Annotated in this window: 20 protein-coding genes; 3 read left to right on the top strand and 17 right to left on the bottom strand. The window is 38.0% G+C overall.

Going from position 1 to position 23,526, the window contains the following annotated elements:
• Positions 1-89: 89 nt before the first annotated feature.
• From ybaK to copA, 5 genes are all read right to left on the bottom strand, one after another.
• Positions 90-569: a Cys-tRNA(Pro)/Cys-tRNA(Cys) deacylase YbaK gene (ybaK, locus tag ACNART_RS15970; protein WP_198620850.1), complete on the bottom strand. Its 480-nt coding sequence runs from the start codon at positions 567-569 to the stop codon at positions 90-92.
• A gap of 34 nt (positions 570-603) precedes the next feature.
• A complete protein-coding gene (locus ACNART_RS15965) occupies positions 604-1,413 on the bottom strand; it encodes a TraB/GumN family protein (RefSeq protein WP_198620849.1) in 810 nt (269 codons plus the stop codon).
• 118 nt (positions 1,414-1,531) lie between these two features.
• Positions 1,532-2,770 carry a YadA-like family protein gene (locus ACNART_RS15960; RefSeq protein WP_368927846.1) on the bottom strand — a complete coding sequence of 413 codons (1,239 nt, stop codon included), beginning with the start codon at positions 2,768-2,770 and terminating at the stop codon, positions 1,532-1,534.
• A gap of 830 nt (positions 2,771-3,600) precedes the next feature.
• The gene (locus ACNART_RS15955) at positions 3,601-4,914 is read right to left on the bottom strand and encodes a TULIP family P47-like protein (RefSeq protein WP_198620847.1); all 1,314 of its coding nucleotides are present in this window, start codon (positions 4,912-4,914) and stop codon (positions 3,601-3,603) included.
• Positions 4,915-5,084: 170 nt separating this feature from the next.
• Entirely contained in the window at positions 5,085-8,027 is a 2,943-nt protein-coding gene (gene copA, locus ACNART_RS15950) for a copper-exporting P-type ATPase CopA (protein WP_368927845.1), read from the bottom strand.
• A gap of 132 nt (positions 8,028-8,159) precedes the next feature.
• On the opposite strand from copA, the gene cueR reads away from it, so the two are divergent.
• The gene (cueR, locus tag ACNART_RS15945; protein ID WP_109371351.1) at positions 8,160-8,573 is read left to right on the top strand and encodes a Cu(I)-responsive transcriptional regulator; all 414 of its coding nucleotides are present in this window, start codon (positions 8,160-8,162) and stop codon (positions 8,571-8,573) included.
• On the opposite strand, the gene ACNART_RS15940 is transcribed toward cueR, so the two are convergent.
• From ACNART_RS15940 to tesA, 5 genes are all read right to left on the bottom strand, one after another.
• The gene (locus tag ACNART_RS15940; RefSeq protein ID WP_160230618.1) at positions 8,527-9,015 is read right to left on the bottom strand and encodes an NfeD family protein; all 489 of its coding nucleotides are present in this window, start codon (positions 9,013-9,015) and stop codon (positions 8,527-8,529) included. The two genes, cueR and ACNART_RS15940, sit on opposite strands and share 47 nt — an antisense overlap.
• 2 nt (positions 9,016-9,017) lie before the next feature.
• A complete protein-coding gene (locus ACNART_RS15935) occupies positions 9,018-9,941 on the bottom strand; it encodes an SPFH domain-containing protein (RefSeq protein WP_088494787.1) in 924 nt (307 codons plus the stop codon).
• A 37-nt stretch (positions 9,942-9,978) separates the two neighbouring features.
• The gene (locus ACNART_RS15930; protein WP_198632700.1) at positions 9,979-10,836 is read right to left on the bottom strand and encodes a co-chaperone YbbN; all 858 of its coding nucleotides are present in this window, start codon (positions 10,834-10,836) and stop codon (positions 9,979-9,981) included.
• A gap of 84 nt (positions 10,837-10,920) precedes the next feature.
• Positions 10,921-11,706, bottom strand: a complete 786-nt coding sequence (locus tag ACNART_RS15925) for an SDR family oxidoreductase (protein WP_198620845.1) — start codon at positions 11,704-11,706, stop codon at positions 10,921-10,923.
• A 50-nt stretch (positions 11,707-11,756) separates the two neighbouring features.
• The gene (gene tesA / locus ACNART_RS15920) at positions 11,757-12,386 is read right to left on the bottom strand and encodes a multifunctional acyl-CoA thioesterase I/protease I/lysophospholipase L1 (RefSeq protein ID WP_109371341.1); all 630 of its coding nucleotides are present in this window, start codon (positions 12,384-12,386) and stop codon (positions 11,757-11,759) included.
• Between tesA and ybbA the strand changes: the two genes are divergently transcribed.
• Together ybbA and ybbP are read left to right on the top strand one after the other, a co-directional pair.
• Positions 12,357-13,043 carry a putative ABC transporter ATP-binding protein YbbA gene (gene ybbA, locus ACNART_RS15915; RefSeq protein WP_368927844.1) on the top strand — a complete coding sequence of 229 codons (687 nt, stop codon included), beginning with the start codon at positions 12,357-12,359 and terminating at the stop codon, positions 13,041-13,043. The two genes, tesA and ybbA, sit on opposite strands and share 30 nt — an antisense overlap.
• Positions 13,040-15,481, top strand: coding sequence for a putative ABC transporter permease subunit YbbP (ybbP, locus tag ACNART_RS15910; RefSeq protein WP_198625885.1), 2,442 nt, complete (start codon positions 13,040-13,042; stop codon positions 15,479-15,481). Before ybbA ends, ybbP begins: the two co-directional genes overlap by 4 nt.
• A gap of 87 nt (positions 15,482-15,568) precedes the next feature.
• Here the strand turns inward: ybbP and ACNART_RS15905 are convergent, their stop codons facing one another.
• From ACNART_RS15905 to ppiB, 7 genes are all read right to left on the bottom strand, one after another.
• The gene (locus ACNART_RS15905) at positions 15,569-17,731 is read right to left on the bottom strand and encodes an ornithine decarboxylase (protein WP_416303636.1); all 2,163 of its coding nucleotides are present in this window, start codon (positions 17,729-17,731) and stop codon (positions 15,569-15,571) included.
• A gap of 176 nt (positions 17,732-17,907) precedes the next feature.
• A complete protein-coding gene (locus tag ACNART_RS15900) occupies positions 17,908-18,933 on the bottom strand; it encodes a mechanosensitive ion channel family protein (RefSeq protein ID WP_109371333.1) in 1,026 nt (341 codons plus the stop codon).
• 42 nt (positions 18,934-18,975) lie between these two features.
• Positions 18,976-20,253: a CynX/NimT family MFS transporter gene (locus ACNART_RS15895; RefSeq protein WP_368927843.1), complete on the bottom strand. Its 1,278-nt coding sequence runs from the start codon at positions 20,251-20,253 to the stop codon at positions 18,976-18,978.
• 123 nt (positions 20,254-20,376) lie between these two features.
• A complete protein-coding gene (purK, locus tag ACNART_RS15890; RefSeq protein WP_198620841.1) occupies positions 20,377-21,444 on the bottom strand; it encodes a 5-(carboxyamino)imidazole ribonucleotide synthase in 1,068 nt (355 codons plus the stop codon).
• Positions 21,441-21,962, bottom strand: coding sequence for a 5-(carboxyamino)imidazole ribonucleotide mutase (purE, locus tag ACNART_RS15885; RefSeq protein ID WP_368927842.1), 522 nt, complete (start codon positions 21,960-21,962; stop codon positions 21,441-21,443). Before purE ends, purK begins: the two co-directional genes overlap by 4 nt.
• A 134-nt stretch (positions 21,963-22,096) precedes the next feature.
• Positions 22,097-22,819, bottom strand: a complete 723-nt coding sequence (locus ACNART_RS15880; RefSeq protein WP_100160151.1) for a UDP-2,3-diacylglucosamine diphosphatase — start codon at positions 22,817-22,819, stop codon at positions 22,097-22,099.
• A gap of 12 nt (positions 22,820-22,831) precedes the next feature.
• Entirely contained in the window at positions 22,832-23,326 is a 495-nt protein-coding gene (gene ppiB, locus ACNART_RS15875) for a peptidylprolyl isomerase B (protein ID WP_036934689.1), read from the bottom strand.
• Positions 23,327-23,526: the final 200 nt, after the last annotated feature.

The raw sequence follows: 23,526 nt of genomic DNA, 5'->3' as shown, positions 1-23,526 counted from the left end.
CGACATCTAATGTCGCCTTTTATTTGGGGTCTAAATCACGTTAATTTCTTATTTTGAGGATGAGCCTTAAAATAAAAAATCATTAAGGATTATGACTCTTTACGAATAAGTGCAAATTGAGCACCTAATACAGTGCCTAAATCTTTTGCTGATAATTCAATATCTAAGCCACGTTTACCACCAGAAACAAAGATAGTGTCAAATTCGAGTGCTTGTTCATCAATCACTGTTGGTAGGCGTTTTTTCTGACCTAATGGACTTATTCCACCCACTAAATAACCCGTGACCTTTTGTGCAATTTGGGGATCTGCCATATCTGCTTTTTTAGCCTTAAAGCATTTAGCAACGAGTTTTAAATCTAACTGACCAGAAACCGGTGTTACTGCAACGGCAAGATTCTTAGCATCTCCATTTAAGGCCACTAAAAGTGTTTTGAATACTTGGCGGTTATCTAAACCGAGTTTTTCGACCGCTTCATCACCAAAATTATGGACATTAGCATCATGCTCATAAGGATGAAGGGTAAATTTGATTTTTTGTTTTTCCAGTAAATTTACAGCGGGAGTCATAGTTATTCCTACTTACAAGGTTAGAACAATATCTTTATACTTGGGATGTTAATAAATCGATCAAATTTTCTTCGCCAAATAAATGAAGGGCGCCGACAGTTACCACATAACGACCTGCGGGTAATGTTGATAACGTGCTTACCCATTTTTGGTTACGGCTTTCCATCAAAATATCAAATACAGCTTTACTAAAGGTATTCGGTAAAGGCGGTTGTTTCTCTCTACTATTATAATTTAACCACCAATTGATCATGATTTGCAATGTACGTGCATTATCGTGCCAATTTCTTAGCGTATCCTCGAGTAATTGCTGACCATCATGAGGAAAATCCAATAATAGTGCGACCTGACTCTCAATACCTTCAAGCTCTATGATGTTTTTTTGGTGTTTATTTGCATGCTGAATGACTTGATAATCAATACCATATTGCGGTTGTAATCCAAGTTGCATGGCTTGGGTTGATTGTAAAATTAACGCAATTTGCCAAAGTGGTTTATTTTCAATTTGATAAAGAGAAAGCGAGAGATCTTCACAGTGTTGAATAATTTGAGAAAAAAGTGTTTCATTTAAACGAGTTTCTAATGGTTCTCTAAAGAGAGAGGCTTGATCAAAAGGTTGTACATCCGTTGAGATATCCGCTTCAACAATAATCGCATCTGCATTTTTTATTTCGTTAATAAGCACATTGGAGAGTGGTGACATTGTGGGAACACCCATATGGATACTGCCTACAAGGTGTAAAGAGATATTATTTGGTAGCGTAATATCAACGGCAGGGTAAGGATAATGCTGAGCGTTTTTTATCCCTATCCAGTTTTTAACTTTCTGAAAAATACCCGTCATTTGATACGCTCCTTTAAGTGTCGATCACTAAACCTCAGCATAACGGATTTTTAATTGAATGAAACAGAGAAAACGAAGCTTTACTTAGCTTTCTCTGTTTTTACTTTAGGCTGAATGACTACCAACTAATGCCTACCCCCCCCGCAGAGACCCAACTATTTGTCTCATTCCATGCTGTTGATGCTCTGACTTTAACATTTTCATTAATACGATATTGCATACCCCAAGCGAGGGCTGTGGCATTACGATAATTACCAATACCAATGGCTGTACTAAATGTTGCTGTATCGGTAAAAGGTAAATTACTCATTGCCGCAACAGAGGCAATACCTTGGTTAGCACGTTTTTCGACTTTATAAAAACGGTTTTGAGTGTCAGATTTAAAATATTCAAAGTCACTTTTTAATGTTTTAAATTCATTTCTTGAGATTGATTGTTCAGTATAGAGCGTTGTAAAATGGCTTTTTAATGAAATATTATTTCCATTAATATTTAGATTATCTATATAGTCTTTCTTAATATTGTCAATATCACTTTTGTTCGCTCTTATATTATCAGTGTTACTATTTATAATTTGCGTGTTTGTATCAATATCATTTTTATTTTTTTCCGTTAATTCATTATTGTTATCAATAATGAATTTTTGTTCTTGAATTTTAGTCTCATTATTTTTAATGTTTTCTGATAATCTTTTCTTATTATCTAAAATTGAATTATTTAGCATTCTAGTATCTTGCTCTTGTAACTTACTCATCTGGGCTAGATCTTGTTTTGTGTTTTTTTCTAATAACAATAGAAAACGGTTTTTGGTATTGAGATTATCGACTATTTTATGTAGTCTCTCGGGAGACTCTAGATCATCTAATGTTAATGCACTATCTTGAGTACTGTAGATCATTGTTTCCGCATGCTTGATTATATTAATAACTTCATTACGGTTTTTTTCGGTCAATAAATCTTTTTCTGATAAATAACCCACCATTCCCATTTTTAAATCACTATTGCTAGATTGAATATAAATATAACCATTTTTATTAACGATATTTTGCTTTATAAGATCGGCAGAATCGGTTAAATTTCGATTTCTTAAGTATTTTTCTAAATCTTTAGCTACGCTACTATTTAATTCAATACCATAGGCTTCTTTATCTTTATTTGTTCCTTTTACTATATTAATTAAATTACTATCAACTATCTGATTAAAAACCGTTGATGCTAAATAGTTTTTTTTATTTTCTCGCTCTTCATTTTCTGGCGTGATTACATCAGAGAATGGGGGGGTATTTACTGTATTTGAAAAAACACAGGAAGAATAAATGATAGATACTGTTGCGATAAAAATATTTTTATATTTCAATTTTAAATCCTTTTAAAAATAAAATGATGTTGATTTTTCACTAATATATTCTGAATGCTAATTTTTTATTTAATATAAATAAACACCCTTATTATTAGAGTGATTTTTATGTCAATGTTATATTTATTTTATGAATAATAAAAAATAATGAAATATTTATAATATATTGCTATTCTAGCGCTAAGAGGGCGGAGTAATGACTCTCTTGTATAATGAGAAATTCCTCTTTGACTGGCCGATAGAAATATCGGCTTTTTTTTAATTGATTGATAATTCAGTATTTAATCTTTGGAAAAAAGATAAATCTTCTCTTTGAGATGATTTATCTTTCATATAATTAGGTTGTTGGTATCACAGTATCATCAAAAAATAAATGATTGGATTAATTATCTACATCCATTGAGATCCCCATAACTAGGCTAGTCTGAAAATTGGCACCAAGTAAGGTGTAATTTTATAAAGAAGTCCATTGTGTTGCACCTATACAATTAGTGGAAAAAGTGTTTAAAGCAGGAATTTGATCATATTCTTGTTGAGTTACGGCTTTAGCGATGCCAATAGAACCCGTAATTGAACCTGAAATGGTGGCTTCTGCACCTGCTTCATTTTCAATTGAACATCACCTCCAGCACCAGCTGGGATTAATTGCCATGACTCCCAATGTCCCAATGTCCCAATGTCCCGATATCGTAATATCAGTAGCGTCTTTATAGTCAAAAGTGCTTGGAAAGCTTTTTTGTACCATTATTGCTTTATTTACAATAGGAAAAGAAGCGAGATAAGCCGTATCCCAACCAAATGTGCTCACTGAGTTATTCATAATGTTTTCCTTAATTTAATTTTCCTTGCATATAAACATTATCGGCTAACCCACCCGCATCAATCGTCATATTCTGCTGACCATTCCAACTGACGAGTCCTGGCGCTAGCTCCCTTAATGATTGAGCTGTTTTTGATGAGGTGAGTGTACCCATTGAGTTTTCAATAGAAAGGCTGATGGCTTCAATTACAATATTCATAATGCCAAATGTTAAAGCACCTAGTCCTTGTTCCCAACATGGAATATGTTCATTTTTTGTTGCTGATTTATTTGGATCAGAATTAAAAGACAATGTTTTTGTTGATACATTAAATGAGGATGGATTAATTGATGTGACAGTATTTATAATATAAGCTCCGGTTAATCCAGTGATATTTGTATGTGTTGAAACATAACACCACATTTTATTATCTTCAATATGAAAATTAATGTCGGTGACTGTTGGTGTGTAATAAATTAAATCAACTTTGACTGCATTAAGATTAAAATTATTATTTAAATTTATTACATTATTTTCTAAACGAAAATCATAAAAAGTAGAATTCCCTTGAAAACTTAAAGGCAATGAAGGTATAACAACATTTAATAGAAAAGCCCTCGCCGATAATATAAAACCAAAATCTTTATTAAATAATAAATTGGTATCAAAACTACGAGGTAAATTAGTGATCGATACATTCTCTAACATACCTAAAATGGCAATACCACCTAAAGCACCACTAACAGGCTGTTGATAGGCATAGGTAAGTTTTTTAGGTGTCAACCAATTTGCATTTTCTCCTGTTGGTGAAGGTAATATATTGGCAAATACAAAATTAAGTTGCTCTGCATTTTGTATAAAAACACGAGATAAACCAATAGTGAGTAGTGCTGCACCTAAAGAGGCTTCTTGCGGGTGAGATCGAAGATATTTTCCTAAGTTTCCACTCACATCTGGGTTAATCACAGTGACTGCACCAAAAGTCATATCACCTTTGTTTTTCCCTTCTATTAAACAATTAAAAACAAGTTTATAAAGTACGGTTTGATCACTCCCTTTAATTAACTTTAATTGCATTTCTATTAAGGGAATCACATTATTAAGAGTAATTGTTTCATTGAATTGCTTAATGAAAAGCACCCCTGTTTTAATAGGAGTTTCAAATTGAAGTAAATTACCACTACCACCAGAAACAATTTTCCATGAGTCAAAAATTCCTGTGATTTTAATTTCCGAATCTTCATATTCAAAAGATTGAATAAGTTGATTTTTATTATTAGATAATTGTTTATTTATATAATTACCTGAACAAGCGTATATAACATCCCATCTGTAATTATTCATAGATTTTCCTTTATTATATAAGGTGTCTTTTACCTTATTATTTTTAAGTGAAAATTTATAGAATGAAGAATAATAGAGATATTTTTATTTTCAGTTGATTGAAGTGTAAAAACACCGCTTTTACTAATAAGTAAAAAAGCGGTGTTTTTTTTAATTAAAGCTTACTTAGTTTATTGCTTAGGTTTAAAACGCAATAAACGGTTTGCATTGCTAACAACAGTAATGGAAGACAGCGCCATTGCAGCACCCGCAACCACTGGATTTAACAGTGTGCCAGTGAAAGGATATAAAATACCCGCTGCAATAGGGATACCTAAGCTATTGTAAACAAAGGCACCGAATAAATTCTGCTTCATATTACGTAGTGTACCTTTTGAGATCTCAACCGCATCGGCAACACCATGCAAACTATGACGCATTAATGTGATAGCTGCTGTTTCAATAGCAATATCACTACCTCCACCCATTGCAATACCGACATCTGCTTTTGCTAGTGCTGGCGCATCGTTAATGCCATCACCAATCATTGCAACACGACGACCTTGTGCTTGAAGCTCTGTTATCGCTTGTGCTTTACCTTCAGGCATGACACCTGCGATAACTTGGTCAATACCTGCTTCTTTTGCTATTGCATTTGCAGTAATTGGATTATCACCCGTTAACATCACTAGGCGATAGCCCTGATTATGTAAACGTTGTAATGCACTTACAGTATCTTCTCTTAGAGGATCACGGATAGAGAGAAGGGCGGCAATCTTACCTTCTTGAGCTAATAAGACTGGAGTAACACCTTTCGCTGCTTGAGTGTCAATAAGTGAATTAATTTCACTAATATCAATACCTGATTCAAGCATCAATTTAGGGTTGCCTAAAAGCACTGTTTTTCCGTTAATTTCGCCACTTAACCCCATTCCTGCAAGAGTGCGGAATTGGCTTATTTCAGGTAAATCAATGCCTTCAGCTCGCGTTAAAATGGCTTTAGCTAATGGGTGATTAGAACCATTTTCCAACGATGCTGCCAATGCAAGTGCTTGAGTTTCACCTACTTGATTGAAAGTATGAATTTCAGTGACCTGAGGCGTACCTTCTGTCAGTGTTCCTGTTTTATCAAAGACTAAAGTATCTAGTTTGCTCGCTTGTTGTAGTGCGTCTGCATCACGAACTAACACGCCATATTCAGCCGCACGACCTACACCTGAAATAATCGACATAGGAGTAGCCAAACCTAAAGCACAAGGGCAAGCGATGATAAGAACGGTTGTGATAATCACCAGTGCATAGGTAATTTGTGGCGACGGACCAAAGAAATACCAAATAGCACCAGCAATAAGAGCGATAGCAACGACAACAGGTACAAATACACCTGAAATTTTATCCGCTAGCTGGCCTATTTCAGGTTTACTACTTTGCGCTTGGCGAACTAATTTGATAATACGAGCAAGTGTTGTTTTACTTCCCACCGCTGCCGCTTTAAATAGAACTGAGCCATCTTGAACCGTTGTTCCTGCATGAATAGTGTCACCCACAGTTTTTTGTTGTGGAATTGGCTCGCCTGTCAGCATTGCCTCATCCATCCATACTTCACCTTGGATAATTTCACCATCAACTGGCACTTTATCACCTGTTGCTAAACGTAAGGTCATTCCTTGTTTAACATCAGCTAATGGCATTTCAACTTCACCGTTTTCAGTTATAACTCTTGCTGTTGGCGGAGTTAAATCTAATAGCCGTTCCAGTGCTTTGGATGAACGCTGGCGTGCTCTTTGCTCAAGCATATGACCCAGATTGATTAAACCGATGATCATCGCACTGGCTTCATAATAGAGATGTCGCGCTTGGGCAGGGAACACTTCTGGCCATAAGTTCACGGTAATGGAATAGAGCCACGCTGTTCCTGTTCCTAACGCAACGAGGGTATCCATTGTTGCACTGCGGTTTTTTAAACTCTGCCATGCGCTACGATAGAAATGACCACCAGCAACAACCATTACAAACAGCGTTGCAATACCAATGCCTAACCAGATGCTGTGATTGGCTTCTGTCAGCATCATATTGTCGCCGATCATTCCCCAAATCATTACAGGGATACCAACAACTAAGGCTAATGCAGCTTGCCAGCGAAAACGTTTCATATTGGCAACAGCAACTTCTTGCTGACGTTCTCTGCGTTTTACATCGTCTTGAATAATTTCAGCGCCATAACCCGCTTTTTCAATAGCAGTCACAAGTGCGTCATGATCGATTTCACCAGTCACTAATGCACTACGTTCAGCAAGATTTACACGCACATTTTCAACGCCATCAACAGATTGTAATGCTTTGTGAACCTTGCTTACGCAACTTGCACAGGTCATGCCATCAATTAAAAGCTGAACACTGCTGTCATCGTCAGTATCAATTTCAGCGCCATTATCAATATCAGCATTCTCAACTGGAATATCACAAACAGCCGCTGACGATGCTTCCAGTTGCGCATGCGTTTGCGTCAGCGGCTCAGTTTTTGGGAAATCAGTACCTGCTAGTTGTGCTTCAAAACCTGCTTCTGTAATGGCAGTAATTAAGGTTTCAGCGGTTGCAGAACCAGTCACTTTTGCATGTGTTAATTCAACTTCAGCTGTTTCAACACCTGCAGTATTTTCTAGTGCTTTTTTAACTGAACCGACACAGTGACCACAATTTAAGCCAGATAGAGTTAAATTAATTACGTTGTCAGTGGGCGCTAGGCTTGCTTGAAAACCTTCCGCCGTAATCGCTGCAATTAAAGTATCTGCCGTAGCATCACCAAAAATTTCAGCTGACTCTTTTGTCACATTAACTGCGGCAACGCCTTCAATGGCTAATAATGCTTTTTCAGTTTTACCGACACACTTCATACAGTTAAGCCCACTTAGGCTTAATTTTACATCGGGTTGTGTTGCTACACTTGCTTCATAGCCTGCATCTTCAATTGTTTTGATTAAGCTTTCAGCAGTTGCATCGCTGTCAATTTTAGCGTATTGAATAGTCACAATTGCCTGCTCTATATCATTGCGAGCATCAAGTGCTTTTTTTACACTGTTAACACAGTGGGAGCAGGAAAGTCCTTGTAGTGCGAGTATTATAGTTTTTGCCATGTTAATTTATCTCCGACATAAAAGCGTTACCTCTATTATTGCGCAATATTCGGTAACTTGCTTTCTTTAAAGGTTTTTTCTTATTGAGATAAAGGCTAAACCTTTCCGCAAGGGGAAGGTCAAGGGGGAATTTTGAATATTAGTGAAATCGCAAATAAAACAGGATTAACAGCTAAAGCTATTCGGTTTTATGAAGAAAAAGACTTGATAACGCCACCGGGAAGAGGTGAAAACGGCTATCGCTATTATCAGGCTCAACATATCGAAGAGTTGACATTATTACGACAAGCACGAGAGGTGGGCTTTAATTTAGAAGAGTGCCGTGCTTTATTGATGTTGCTAAGAAATCCTTCACGTCATAGTGCTGACGTGAAAGAAGCCACCTTAAAAAAAGTGGCCGAAATTGAGAAAACAATTAATGAGCTTAATGCCATTCGCCAGCGATTACTGTTATTAGCCAGCGAGTGCCCCGGAGATGATGGTGCAGATTGCCCCATCATCAATCATTTGTCAGGGTGTTGTCATCACCAGAAACAGCCGATTTAAGCGCAATCACTTGTAAGGTAATACCATCAATTGCGGTTACTGTTACCTTATCGCCAGCAAGTAATGGCGTGTCTGAATAAACACGCCAACTGCCATCAGCTAATTTTACGCGACTAAAACCATTTTCAGTATCTGATAATAAAACAGCATGAACACCAATCAGTTGATGCGTTTTCTGATTTAAGTTTTCAGCTTCTTTTGATAGTTTTCTGCGTTTAAGCCAAAGGTGCCAAAGTAAAGCACTAATAACCGTTAATATCGCAAATAAAATACCTTGAATAGGCCAGCTAATAGGCAATATCCATGTGATCAACGATACACACAGAGCCGCCATTCCTGACCATAAAAGGTATCCTGCTGTTCCTAACATTTCTGTAATTAACAGCAAGCCACCAAGACAAAGCCAGAAAAGTGCAGGTTGAGCACTAATCCATTCAATCATAATTAATTGCTCTTGTTGCCAGAGTCACTTTTTTTGGTATTGAGTAATTCAGAAATACCGCCAATCGCACCCATGAGATTACTTGCTTCTAATGGCATCATAATAACTTTACTGTTATTAGCTGAACCAATTTGAGACAGTGCATCAGTATATTTTTGAGCAACAAAGTAGTTAATTGCTTGCATATCACCTTTTGCAATGGCCTCAGATACCATTTGTGTTGCTTTGGCTTCTGCTTCTGCCGCACGTTCACGGGCTTCTGCTTGTAAGAACGCAGATTGACGCTCACCTTCTGCTTTCAGTATTTGTCCTTGTTTCTCACCTTCAGCCTTTAAGATAGCCGCTTGACGAATACCTTCAGCTTCAAGAATGTCGGCACGTTTAGTACGTTCAGCTTTCATCTGCGCATTCATTGCAGAAATCAATTCTTTTGGTGGGCGGACATCACGAATTTCAATACGGGTAATTTTGATACCCCAAGGGTTTGTTGCATCATCAACAATCAGTAAAAGGCGGCTATTGATTTGGTCACGTTGAGAAAGAATTTCATCAAGTTCCATTGAGCCTAACACCGTACGAATATTAGTGAGTGTTAAGTTAATAATCGCAAGTTCAAGGTTATTAACTTCATACGCGGCTTTTACAGGATCGATAACTTGAATAAAGCAGACTGCATCAATGCTGACGTTGGCGTTATCACGAGAAATGACTTCTTGAGAAGGAATATCCAGTACTTGTTCCATCATATTGATACGGCGACCAATACGATCAACAAATGGCACGAGAATTTGGAGTCCTGGAGTCAGAGTTCGAGTGTAACGACCAAAACGTTCGACAGTCCACTGATAACCTTGTGGAACGGTTTTAACACCACATAAAACTAAAATAATAGCGAATAAGATGATAATACCAATGACTATTTCCATATACCTGTCCTAAGTCTGCTTGAATAAGAAAATAAAATTAATAAAGTAAAGAATACACCATACGACGATATTTAGACGCCAAATTATCATTAGTACCTAAGGCTGATAGAATATCCATCAGGGTTTTCTTAACTTGCCCATCACCTGCATTTAGATCTTTTTTGATAAAGCTAAATAGCAACTCTAACGCCTCTTCATTGCGAGCAACTTCATGTAATTTTAGTGCAAGTTGAATGGCAAGATTGGTATTTTCAGGTTGTTGATTAAAATCGCTCTGCAATTGTTGGATTTCAGGCGTATCAGCAGCCTGTTTTTGTAATTCAATTTGCGCTAACAAACTATGGTAGTAACTATCTTGATCTTGTAATGGGATGGTAATTAACAGCGTTTGAGCTTCTTCATTTTTATTTAAAGAAATTAAAGCACCCGCTAACGCAAGGGTAATTTCACTGTTTTTAGGTGCGAGTTGATGGGCTTCTTTAAGCAAAGGTAGAGCTTCCTCGGCTTTTCCTTCAGAAAGTAATTGCGCCGCTTGTGCCGCTTTTAATTCTTCTGGTTTGGGTAATACATTTGCTAACACTTGGCGAATTGCTTCTTCAGGTTGAGGGCCTTGGAAGCCATCAACTGGGCGACCTTCTTGTAAAATATAAACAGTTGGAATAGCACGTAGACCAAATTGTGAGGCAATCATTTGTTCAACATCACAATCCAATTTAGCTAAAATAAATTGATCAGCAAATTCGGCTGCCAGTTTATCTAATGTTACGCCAAGCTCTGCACAATGAGGGCTACGTTCTGAATAGAAATACATCATGACCGGTTTAGTCATCGATTGTTCTATAACTTGTTGAATATTTGATTCATTTACATCAACAATATGTGCAGTTGCTAACATTAACTTGCCCCTTTTTGAGAGTTTTAAATATAGATGCGATTTATAAAGCTATTTTATTAATAAGTAAGGGTGAAACCCGAAAAATCAAGCCTTGCCACTTTGGCGACTTAAAATTGCATCCATTAGTGTGTCAGGTAGAAAGCGTTTTAGTATTTTGACAGCATAAGTTAATAGGGTTACGGGATAACGTATCTTAGGTTTTGGGCTTTCTAAAGCATGAATAAGCTTTTTCACTACATCTTCAGGCGTTAGTGTGAAACGACTCGCAATCCCAGGATTTTTTACTGGTTTATCTTTTTCTGCTTGAGCAACATTCTCGGTGAAGCAAGTACGTATTGGACCAGGCTCTATTAAACTCACCTTGACACCAGTATGAGCAATTTCCATTCTTAATGCGTCAGACCATGCTTCTACAGCATACTTACTCGCTGCGTAAGCACCTCGACCGGGTGTTGAGATAATCCCCATTACAGAACTCGTTTGAATAATTCTGCCTTCACCGTGTGGTAACATTGCTGGTAGAAGTAATGTAGTCAGCTGATGTAAACCAAAAAAATTAGTAGAAAACTGTTTTTCCATTTGTGGACGAGTAATGGCATCTAATGGACCATAAACACCAAATCCGCCATTATTAAATAATCCATATAAACGACCATTTGTTAGGCGAATAACTTCTAGTGCCGCATTTTCAACACTTTTTGGATCATCAAGATCAAGATGAATAGGTTCTAATCCCAGTGTTTCCATGCGTTCAAGGTCTTCACCTTTACGGCAAGCCGCAAGAACTCGATAGCCTCTTTTCTTTAGTGCTTTGGCGGCACAGAGCCCTATTCCACTGGAGCTTCCTGTAATCAATACCGTTTTTTGCATAATTTTACAATTAATCTCGTTTAATCTACGTCAACTACTGTCAGAATAGTCTAACGTGTTAAGTAAGGGGATAATGTTTCATCCATCCACTGAGCGATAAAAGGCTGAGCATCTTCATTGGGGTGTATGCTGTCATTTTGCATCCACTCAGGCTTATCAGCGATTTGCTCCATATAAAAAGGAAGTAGAGGAAGCGCATTATCTTCAGCGAGTTTTGGATAGATCGCTGAAAATGATTGTGTATAACGTTTACCATAATTAGGTGAAATCATTATTTGCATAAAAAGTGGCGTTGCACCGGCATCTTTTACTTGTGTAATGATGTTTTGTAATGCCTCTTTTGTTTGTGCAACAGGGTATCCCTGTAAGCCATCATTTGCACCTAATTCAATTAAAACCCAACGAGGTTGATGCTGTTTTAATAAATCAGGAAGCCTATTTTTCCCCTGAAAGGCAGTTTCACCACTAATACTTGCATTAACAACATTAATTTCAGGGTAGGTTGTTTTCCATTTATCAGCAAGGCGTTGTGGCCATGCACTTTCAATTGGAAGACGATATCCTGCACTCAAGCTGTCACCAAAGATTAAAAAGGTATCAGCAGCAATTGCCTTAAAGCTAAACATCATCATAACGATAAGGAAAAATGTATGTCGACGGAAAAGGTTCTTGAAGTTCATCGGTTAACCAAACAAGTAGGACAAGGTGATAGTCAGATCTCTATATTGCAGGGTGTTGAGTTAGTTGTCGAGCCTGCACAAACAATTGCGTTAATCGGTGAGTCAGGATCGGGTAAATCGACCCTGTTAGGGATCATTGCTGGATTAGATGATGGTAGTTCTGGCAGCGTGCATTTAATGGGTGAAGATCTCACAAAAATGAATGAAGAAGAGCGAGCTAAATTACGCGCTCAACATGTTGGTTTTGTTTTTCAATCATTTATGTTGATCCCAACATTGAATGCACTTGAAAATGTGCAGTTGCCCGCATTATTAAAAGGCGAATCAGAAAAGTACAGTCATGCGCGTGCAGTTGATTTACTTAAGCTGTTAGGATTAGGCGAACGTTTATACCATATGCCAGCACAACTGTCTGGTGGTGAGCAACAACGCGTTGCATTAGCAAGAGCATTTTGTACTCAGCCAGCTATTCTTTTTGCTGATGAGCCAACAGGGAATCTTGATCGTAAAACAGGCGATAAAATTGCTGACTTGCTGTTCTCTCTTAACCGAGATTATGCAACAACCTTAATTTTAGTGACTCATGATAATGAGCTGGCAGCTCGTTGCCAAAGACGATTACGATTAGTAGATGGACAACTTAAGGAGGAGTCATGATTTGGCGTTGGTTTTGGCGTGAATGGCGTTCTCCTGCACTATTAATTGTTTGGCTCTCTTTAGCGCTAGCGGTTGCTTGTGTGCTTGCTTTAGGGCGTATAGGTGATCGCATTGATAAAAGTATTTACGCTCAAAGTCGTGATTTAATTGCTGGCGATTTAGTCTTACGTGCATCTTATCCCGTTGATGAAAACTGGCTTACAGAGGCGAATAAGGAAGGGTTAACTCTCAGTCGCCAAATGCAATTTACCACGATGTCTTATGCTCCTGAAGGCGATACACCTCAGCTTGCGCTGGTGAAAGCTGTGGATAAATTATATCCACTGTATGGTGAGTTAGAAACAGAGCCCGCAGGGTTAAAACCTGAAAAAGGAACTGCACTTGTTGGTGCCAGATTACTTGAATTACTTGATATAAAAGTTGGCGATAAAATTGATGTAGGCGATGCCTCATTTACTATTGGTGGTGTATTAATTCAAGAGCCAGACAGCGGGTTTAATCCTTTTCAAATCGCCCCCCGTATTTTAATTAATCTTGATGATGTTGAAGCAACTGGAGCAGTGCAACCCGGAAGCCGTCTGACTTATCGCTATATGTTTGCAGGTAATGAGTCTGTAATTGATAGTTATCAGCAACGCTTCGACCCACTATTAAAACCCGATCAGCGTTGGAATAGTTTAAAACAAGATAGTGGAGCACTTTCACAATCAATGGAGCGTGCGAAAAACTTTCTTTTGCTTTCAGCGCTATTAACGTTATTGCTTGCTATATCGGCAGTTGCCGTTTCAATGGCTCATTATTGCCGTAGTCGTCATACTTTAATTGCGGTATTAAAAACGTTAGGTGCAGATAAACGTGCATTGAGAAAGTGGATTGTTGGACAATGGGGAGTGATCCTCATTGGCGCAATTATTGTTGGCTCATTAGTCGGGCTTGTTTTTGAGGCAATACTGCTACAAATTTTAGCGCCAGTCTTACCAAAAAGTTTGCCTGAGGCGAGCTTTTTGCCATGGATATGGTCTGTGGGCTCTTTACTGTTAATTGCTTTATTAACAGGATTAAGGCCTTACTATCAATTAATGGCAACACAACCTTCTCGAGTATTAAGAAGTGATACTACGGCCCCTATATGGCCTCTTCGTTATTATTTACCGATAGTGGGCTTAATTATTGTCGGTGCTTTAACGCTTTTTGCGGGAACAGGCGTCTTACTCTGGTCAATTCTATTTGGTGTTGTTGTTATTGCTTTTTTACTTGGAATAATTGGTTGGTTAGGATTATGGGTATTAAAGCAGTTTAAATTTCGCCAACTCAGTGCGCGTTTAGCAGTAACTCGTTTATTGCGACAACCTTTTCAAACGATGACTCAGCTTGCTGCTTTCGCACTTTCATTTATGTTGTTAACGCTTTTAGTCCTTATTCAAGGTGATTTACTGGAAAAATGGCAAAAGCAATTACCCGAAGATAGTCCTAACTATTTTCTAATCAATATGTCTGCACCTCAAGTTCAAGAAATTAATACCTTATTGGCACAATATAAGGTTGAACCTACGGATGCATTCCCTGTGGTATTAGCGCGTTTAACACAGGTTAATGAACATAATGCCAAAGAGTGGGCTGATAAACGTGATGCTGGCAATAATACGGTTCGTCGTGAGCTTAACTTAACGTGGCACAGTGAATTACCTAAAGATAACGTCATTGTTGAAGGAACTTGGCCACCTGTCGGTAATGGTGTTTCTCTTGATCAAGGCGTTGCAGAGCAACTCGAAATCAAGTTGGGTGATGAACTAACATTTGTCGGTGATACTCGTGAATTTAAGTCCATTGTTACGAGTATTCGCCATGTTGATTGGGAGAATATGCGCCCTAATTTCTTCTTTATTTTCTCTGAAGAAGGATTAAGTAATCAGCCGGAAAAATGGATGAGTAGCTTTTATTACAATGGTGAAGGCACATTAATTACTGCGCTTAATCGGCAATTTCCAACCGTAAGCGTGTTAGATACAGGCGCATTAATTCAGCAAGTTCAACAAATCTTACAGCAAGTCAGTCGAGCATTAGAGATTATGGTTGGATTGGTCATGATCTGTGGTGCGTTATTGTTAGTTGCTCAAATTCAGGTAGGAATGACACAACGACGCATTGAGCTGGTGGTGTATCGAACATTAGGTGCTGGTAAATCATTATTAAGACGGACTCTTTGGGCTGAATTTGCATTATTAGGTTTAATGGCGGGATTAGCTGCGGCGATTGGTGCTGAGGTCGCATTAAGCTTATTACAAATATCGGTGTTTGATTTCCCTTGGCAACCACAATGGGGAATGTGGATCACCGTACCTATTGTTGCGGCATTATTACTTTCATTATGTGGCAGTATATTAGGCGTCAGGCTGTTGCAAGATAAAGGGCAGTATCGACGAATTCAAGGCGAATAGTTGAAATAAATAAGGCTTATAAATAGAGTTAAATAAAATGCTGATGTTATTAAACATCAGCATTTTTTATAGGGAAAGATAAGATAATTATTCTTTTATAACATAAGCATAAATTCGCTTATTGCCATCATTTTCATCATAAATATAAACCCCTTGAAGTTCAGTTGAAAAGCCTGGAAGTTGATTAATAGTGACTTCAAGAGCCTGAAAATAACGTAAAACAGCACCATCCCAAATTTCACCAGGTACAGCACATAAAACACCCGGCGGATAAGGTAAAGCACCTTCAGCAGCAATTCGGCCTGCTAATTTATTTAAAGGTAACAATTCAATATTACCACGAACAAACTCAATATTAGCTTGTTGTGGACTTAGTGCTCGCTTAGGAAAGTGACTTTTTCTAAACATCTGTTTTTGCAGTAACTTGATATTGTATCTGACACAAATATCATGCATTTCCTGACAGAGTTGGCGCAATGTATAACCCTGATAACGAGATGGATATTGACGACAAATAGAAGGCAATATTTGTTCTAATGGCACATCTTCAACTAAGTGCTTTTCAAATTGAACAATCAAAGAAATTAAGCGCTCAAACTTCGCTTGATGCTCTGCGGGAGTCAGCAAAAATAAGATTGAATTGAGGTCGCTTTTTTCAGGAATAACGCCGTGTTCACGTAGATAACTTGCCAAAATAGATGCAGGCACACCAAAAGATTCATATTCCCCTGTATGAGGATCGATCCCTGGCGTTGTAAGCATTAATTTGCAAGGATCAACAAAATATTGATTGGCGGCGTAACCTTCAAATGAATGCCAATTATCATTAGGAATAAAATTGAAAAAACGCTGATCGTGAGCGATTTCATCTGTGTCGTGATCTTGCCAAGCAATTCCATCGATGATTTCAGGAATAAAAGGCTTAATAAATTGGCACTGTTTTAGTAATGATTTACGGGCTTCAATGCCTTGTTTTACGCAACTCATCCACATTGCTTCACCACTTTTGCCAGAATGCATTTTTGCATTGACATCAAGAGCCGCAAAAAGGGGATAAAATGGGCTGGTAGATGCATGCATCATAAAAGCATTATTCATACGTTTATGATTAACATAACGTGATTGCCCTTTAAGGTGAGCATCTTTTTTATGTATCTGTGAGGTTTGTGAAAATCCAGCTAATTGCTTATGAACTGATTGAGTAACGAGAATACCAGGATCGTCTTCATTAAGCGTTAGTAACAAAGGCGAACACTGTTTCATCATTGGAATAAATTGTTCATAGCCCACCCATGCAGAATCAAATAAGATATAATCACAAAGATGACCTATTTTATCAACCACTTGCCTTGCGTTGTAAATCGTACCGTCATAAGTGCCCAGTTGAATAACCGCTAAACGGAATGGGCGTTTATCGAATTGGCGTTCTGGCGCAATTTCTGCAATTTGTTGGCGTAAATAGTGCTCTTCAAAGCAATGAGCATCAATGCCACCAATAAAGCCAAAGGGATTGCGAGCCGTCTCTAAATAAACAGGTGTTGCTCCTGCTTGAATTAGTGCGCCATGATGATTGGATTTATGGTTATTTCTATCAAATAGCACTAAATCATTTGGTGCCAATAAGGCATTTAAAGCAACTTTATTAGAAGAGGATGTTCCATTTAAAACAAAGTAGGTTTTATCGGCATTAAACACTTGCGCTGCAAAAGTTTGGGCATCATAAGGTGCTCCTTCATGAATAAGCAAATCACCCATTGCCACATCAGCATTACAGAGATCAGAGCGAAATAGATTCTCACCAAAATATTGATAAAACTGTTCGCCAACAGGATGACGACGAAAAAATTCCCCGCCTTGATGACCTGGGCAATCAAAAGCGACGTTCTTTTCGGCAACATAATTCACTAAGCGTGAAAAAAATGGTGTGGTCAGACTCTCTTCATATTGCTGTGCCGCTTTATTAATTAACGTACTATTTTTTTGATGTGCACTTTTATCCGTAATCACAACCCCTGAAACCTGATTAAACAATTCAGCATTGATTGCATCATTGAGATTAACTGCAATAAATACGGGTAGTTGAAAGCCTGTTTGATAAATGCGATCTAATTCGCCAGACTCAATATCTGACAATGACAACACTACTGCTGATACTTGCGTTAAATTTGCATCAACAATATCAACTATCGGACGTTCACAATAAAAATAGTGTGAAAGAGTAGGGTGACATGCCAACTTCATTTTTTTCATTATACTCGCGTTTTTATCAATGGAAGAATTGGCGAACAATATACGTGGTTGTGAATGTGATTGAAATAAATTAAAAGATAACTAAGGTGATTTATGCGTTTTGAGTGCATAAATCACCATTTTAATAAGTGGGTGAATGGATAAGTCTATGAGAAAATAAACTTATCTATCTTCTATTATTGCGCGATAGGTGAAGACTTTTCGATATAAACAGTTTGAGATGGGAAAGCAAAATCAGCGCCATGTTTATGCACAATATCAATCATCTTCAAATAGACTTCTTGTTGAGCTTCAAGCCACTGCGCCCAGACTGTCGTTTTGGTAAAACAATACACCATGATATTGAGTGAAGAGTCTGCAAATTGATTAAAATAAACTAATAAGGTTTGTTGAGTGTCAATTTTATCATTTTGCATCAGCATAGTGCGAATGTCCTCAACAATGGCACCTATTTTATCTGAATCTTCATAACGTAAACCTAATTCTGTTTCGATGCGTCGATTGGTCATTCTACCGGGATTCTCTACGCTAATAGAGGAAAAAACAGAGTTTGGAATGTAAAGGGGGCGATGATCAAAGGTAATGATTTTTGTAATACGCCAACCGATTTCTACCACGGTGCCTTCAATATTACGATCAGGAGAACGTACCCAATCCCCGATATTAAAAGGGCGATCAAAATAGAGCATCACCCCTGAAAAAAGGTTACTCATCACATCTTTGCTTGCCATACCAATGGCAATACCGCCTAATCCCCCAAAGGTCATTAAACCAGATAAGCTCATACCAAAATGCTCACCAAACAGTAAGATGATAATGACGAAAAGGGTGATTTTAAATATGCGGGAAATAATACGAGCTGAAGTAGGATCGCTCCCTTTATTAATTTGTGATTTCTCTAATAAATTAATCAATAAGAAAAATTTACGCATTAAAATTAACGCGATAGCGACATAGGTAAAGAAATTAATCATCCTAAAAGAGATAAAATGGAGATTAAAATCAACGACAGCCATTTCACAATATTGGCTTAAGATAATGACTAAACTACAGAGAAAGACCGCTTGGCTGATATGAATAATAATATTTCTACGGCGCTTTTTCTTCTTATCATGAAAAAGAGATACAACGAAAAAACCGACAAAACAGGCTAAAGCAATGCCTATACCTATTGAGTATTTTATTATTAATGCATCATTCATCAGCTTAACATCTCCTTAGAAAATGCTTTTATATAGGTTTAATTACCTAGTTACTTTAGGTTCTTCTTGCTGCTTACTGGCATGCTGAAATTTAGGATAAACGGGTGGTTTCATAAACAGAGTGACCGCTAAAATCAGTAAAACAGGTATGGTTAAAATCAAGAATGCCGGTGTAAAACTACCTGAAATATCTTTGATTGCTCCAGCAAAGAAGGGAGCTAAACAAGCCAGTGTTGAAATTAAATTCATCACTGAAAATAGCTCAAGGTAAGGTGAGCGACCAAAATAGTTAGCAAGCAATATACTTGATGCCAAAAACGTCATGCCATAACCAATACCGACACAAACCGTAAATAAGATCAGGTAAACCCAAGAATTAGCCATACTTAGCGCAAGTAACCCTATGATGATAATACTTAAGCTTGCGATAAGTAATTTTTTAGGTTCTAACCATTCACCAATAGCTCCACCCGCTAAGCGCGAGAAAGCATTGATAAATGCCATACTACTTAATAGTGTCGCGGCAATAGTTTCACCAAAACCATTTTCAATAATATGTGCAACAGCAAAACTATTGACTGTGATCCCACACCATAAAAAGGCCGTGTAAGTCGCAGCAATAACATAAAATTGCCATGTTCTTAAAGCATGACGAGCTGTCCAAATCTCTTTAGTTTGATAGATACGTTTTGTGGTTTGAAGTTGGCTAATTTTTTTTGCGTGTTCTTGCTCTTTACTACCTTCGCGTAAAAATAAAATGGTGAGAAGAGTAACGACAGTGAGTGTGATTGCTGAAATAAGCCAGTGCATTCGCCATGTATGCCATAAATGGGTTGCTAAAAAGTAGATCCAAGGTCCAGCAACACCACCTAATCCACCAATGGTAAAATAGACACCAAAGGCAAAGGACTGTTTTTCAAATAAGCGAGAAATAACATAAGTGCCAGGTACAGTAGCTAGTAGCGTAAAACCAATACCTAGCAGTGCAGTACCAAGAAAATAACGTGCAATGGTGTATGTTTCATAAAGAAAATAGAAACCATTGACAAAAATGATCAACCCAATAAGTAGTGTAAGGCGAACACTTAATTTACGGATAAGTAATGTAGGTAAAAAACTTGCAAGGCCGCAGGTTAATCCTAATAACGTAAAGCCAAGGCCTGCTTGAGTCCAGTTCCACTCTAGCTCGTTTATCATACTAGGAAGAACAACACCTAAAGAGGTAAATGTGGTTGCGGTAGCTAAAAAATACACAAAACCTAATAATATCAGCATACTCCACTGATAAGCGGGCCCAAAAATCTGTTGCTTGACTTGCATCCTGACTCCATCAAATGGGTGCAGTAACCTGAATAATCAGGAGAAAATAGCGAATAACAGACCTCTTTATCTGAGGTCTGTTCGTTTAAAGGCTATTATTCTCTAACTTTATGAGTCGGACTGCTAGCTTAATTTTTCTAAAGCCCATTTGATAGGGTACTGATAGGCATCATCGAGCATTGAGCTTAATGATTTGAGTGTCTCTTTCAGAGGGAGATTATCGCGGTGCACAAGATTGAGATGCCCAACCTTACGTGCAGGGCGCACTTCTTTTTCATACCAATGTAAATGAACTAATGGCAATGAAAGCCATTGAGGATTGACATCAGTACCAATCAAATTAACCATGACTGCCGGTTGGCAAACCTCAGGTTTTGGCATGGGTAAATCTAAAATTGCACGTAGATGTAATTCAAACTGGCTAATTGAGGCTCCATTTTGTGTCCAATGACCACTGTTATGAACTCGAGGAGCTAATTCGTTAATAAGTAATTTATTATCAACGATAAAGCACTCCATCGCCATTACACCAACATAATTGAGTTTATTAAGGATGGCAGTTAGCATTTTTTCTGCTGATTGTTGTAGTTCCGATGCAGGGGTTGGTAATGCAACACTCATGCGTAAGATGCCATCTTGATGAAGATTGTGTGTTAATGGATAAAAAACACAGTCACCATTGCTATTTCTCGCGCCCACTAGTGAAACTTCACCTGAAAAGGGAATACCTTGTTCAACAATACATTCACCATAAATTTCAGCAGGTAATTGCTGTTCTTCACCGGGATGAATGCGCCATTGACCACGGCCGTCATAACCACCAATACGGCGCTTTACAATAATAAAATCACCCAGTTGAGCGAAGATATCAGACCATTGTGTTGGTGACGTTAATGGTTGCCAAGGTGCTGTTGCTAAGTCCAATTCATCGAGAAGTTGTTTTTGAGGCAATCTATCAGCAAGTAATGGAAAAATATCACGGTTTACAAAGTTAGTATGACGTTCTAACTCTTTGGTGAGTGCAGTTTCAGGCCAGCGCTCAATTTCAGCTGTGATTATACTTTTTTGATAGGGAACAGCTTCAGGCTCTGCATCTAATCCTACTGGATAAACCGCAATTCCTAAAGGCTCACCAGCTTGTCTTAGCATTCGCCCTAATTGACCATTTCCAAGAACACAAACTGGCTTCATAGTGCCTCCCTTGGATCTGGGTAATTTAATACATCGTCAGTTTGTGCTGTGCGCCATGCTGTTAGTGCTTCAAAAATAGCAGGTGAGTGTAACGCTAAAATTTGAGCGGCTAATAAAGCAGCATTGGCGGCACCTGCTTTACCAATTGCTAATGTTCCTACGGGAATACCTTTTGGCATTTGCACAATAGAGTAAAGGCTATCAACACCGCTTAATGCTGCACTTTGAACAGGAACACCTAATACAGGAACGAGTGTTTTTGCTGCGAGCATACCCGGTAAATGGGCTGCACCACCCGCTCCTGCAATAATGACATCAAAGCCATTACTTTTTGCCTGTTCTGCAAAGCTAAACAGCTTATCAGGGGTACGGTGTGCAGAGACAATCTCAACATGATAAGGAAGTTGTAGTGCGTCTAGTACATCAGCGGCATGAGACATTGTTGCCCAGTCACTTTTAGAGCCCATTACAATGGCGATACGAGCGGAAGAGGTATTTAGACCAACTTGAGAAGACATTACTTAACTGCTCCTGTAAGCATAAACGGATATAGCCTAATAAACTGAGCATGATAGTATCACGCTAACACGTATAGGAAAACGTTTGCGTAAAGAAAAAACAGCCTTTTTATGAAGAAAATAAGCGAAACAACTTAAAAGGGGAAATGAATCAATTCTATTTTTTCAGCAGTCACTTTAAACATAGAACCTTCAGTATGCCAAGCACCTAATACACCACGATAATGTATTTTGTCATCAATGTTGACTGTATGAATTGCTGGGCGATGCGTATGACCGTGGATCATCCATTCTGTATTAAAATGTTTAAAAGTATCTATCACAGCCTGTGGATTCACATCCATAATGGCATCTGATTTGTACTGATTTTCGTGCTGGCTACGTGAGCGCATTTTGTCAGCGATACGCAGTCGAATAAATAGAGGCAGTAGTGAGAATAGGCGCTGAATAAATTTATTGTGTACTTTTTTACGATAGCGTTGATAAGCTTCATCGTCAGTACAAAGCGTATCACCATGTAAAATTAAGATACGGTGCTGTTCAATTTCGAGCACTTTTTCTTGTGGAAGTAAGGTGATACCACTCTCTTTTGCAAAACGAGAGCCAATTAAAAAATCACGATTTCCATGAATAAAATAGCAAGGCACTCCTGCTTTTTTTAGCGTCATCAGAGCTTGAGCAATTTGTTGATGTAAAGGATTGGGATCATCATCACCTATCCAAAAATCAAAAAAGTCACCTAAGATATAAAGTGCTTTTGCATGAATGGCTTGTTCTTTTAAAAAGCGAAGAAAACCGGCAGTGATTGCCGGTTCATGTTCACTTAGATGCAGGTCTGCAATAAAAAGCGTACACATAAAAAGTGAGGCTTATTCGCTAACCGTGACACTTTTAATGATGATATCTTCACGAGGAACATCTTGGTGGAAACCACTACGACCAGTGGAAACCGCTTTAATTTTATCAACAACGTCCATGCCTTCAACAACTTCAGCAAAGACACAATATCCCCAACCATTTGCGTTTTCAGCACGGAAGTTTAAGAAATCGTTGTCTGCAACGTTGATAAAGAATTGAGCAGTAGCAGAATGTGGATCGTTTGTACGAGCCATTGCTAATGTACCGCGGTTGTTTGCTAGGCCATTGTTTGCTTCGTTTCTTACAGGTGCTTTGGTCGCTTTTTGGTTCATACCCGGTTCAAAGCCACCACCTTGGATCATAAAACCATTGATGACACGGTGGAAAATAGTGTTATCGTAGAATCCTTCTTTACAGTAGTCTAAAAAATTTTCTACGGTTGCAGGTGCTTTGTCTGCAAATGTATTAATCACGATATCGCCGTAATTGGTATGAAAAGTAACCATATTCAGATCCTAATATAATTTTAGCTTTACCCAGATTTGGGCATAAACAACAGTCCCGTTTTTATATCACAGTTGCCTAATTTAGTCAGTATGCATCTTTTTCTCGCTCTACTTTTTCTTGCTAAATAAATCAGTAATAGAAGGAAAAAACACTTTTCGCCAAAATTTAGCCAAATAATAGAAGTTTGATTGTTCGCTAT

The sequence above is a fragment of the Proteus sp. LHD240705 genome, assembly GCF_047921555.1.
Taxonomy (GTDB): Bacteria; Pseudomonadota; Gammaproteobacteria; order Enterobacterales; family Enterobacteriaceae; genus Proteus.
The sequence above is the reverse complement of the archived record's forward strand: the minus strand, read 5'-3'. Positions and strand labels throughout refer to the sequence as shown.

Coding starts and splice junctions, on each gene's coding strand:
- ybaK (WP_198620850.1), bottom strand. CDS start 569: ATGACTCCCGCTGTAAATTTACTGGAAAAACAAAAAATCAAATTTACC.
- ACNART_RS15965 (WP_198620849.1), bottom strand. CDS start 1,413: ATGACGGGTATTTTTCAGAAAGTTAAAAACTGGATAGGGATAAAAAAC.
- ACNART_RS15955 (WP_198620847.1), bottom strand. CDS start 4,914: ATGAATAATTACAGATGGGATGTTATATACGCTTGTTCAGGTAATTAT.
- copA (WP_368927845.1), bottom strand. CDS start 8,027: ATGGCAAAAACTATAATACTCGCACTACAAGGACTTTCCTGCTCCCAC.
- ACNART_RS15940 (WP_160230618.1), bottom strand. CDS start 9,015: ATGATTGAATGGATTAGTGCTCAACCTGCACTTTTCTGGCTTTGTCTT.
- ACNART_RS15935 (WP_088494787.1), bottom strand. CDS start 9,941: ATGGAAATAGTCATTGGTATTATCATCTTATTCGCTATTATTTTAGTT.
- ACNART_RS15930 (WP_198632700.1), bottom strand. CDS start 10,836: ATGTTAGCAACTGCACATATTGTTGATGTAAATGAATCAAATATTCAA.
- ACNART_RS15925 (WP_198620845.1), bottom strand. CDS start 11,706: ATGCAAAAAACGGTATTGATTACAGGAAGCTCCAGTGGAATAGGGCTC.
- ybbA (WP_368927844.1), top strand. CDS start 12,357: ATGTCGACGGAAAAGGTTCTTGAAGTTCATCGGTTAACCAAACAAGTA.
- tesA (WP_109371341.1), bottom strand. CDS start 12,386: ATGAACTTCAAGAACCTTTTCCGTCGACATACATTTTTCCTTATCGTT.
- ybbP (WP_198625885.1), top strand. CDS start 13,040: ATGATTTGGCGTTGGTTTTGGCGTGAATGGCGTTCTCCTGCACTATTA.
- ACNART_RS15905 (WP_416303636.1), bottom strand. CDS start 17,731: ATGAAAAAAATGAAGTTGGCATGTCACCCTACTCTTTCACACTATTTT.
- ACNART_RS15900 (WP_109371333.1), bottom strand. CDS start 18,933: ATGAATGATGCATTAATAATAAAATACTCAATAGGTATAGGCATTGCT.
- ACNART_RS15895 (WP_368927843.1), bottom strand. CDS start 20,253: ATGCAAGTCAAGCAACAGATTTTTGGGCCCGCTTATCAGTGGAGTATG.
- purK (WP_198620841.1), bottom strand. CDS start 21,444: ATGAAGCCAGTTTGTGTTCTTGGAAATGGTCAATTAGGGCGAATGCTA.
- purE (WP_368927842.1), bottom strand. CDS start 21,962: ATGTCTTCTCAAGTTGGTCTAAATACCTCTTCCGCTCGTATCGCCATT.
- ACNART_RS15880 (WP_100160151.1), bottom strand. CDS start 22,819: ATGTGTACGCTTTTTATTGCAGACCTGCATCTAAGTGAACATGAACCG.
- ppiB (WP_036934689.1), bottom strand. CDS start 23,326: ATGGTTACTTTTCATACCAATTACGGCGATATCGTGATTAATACATTT.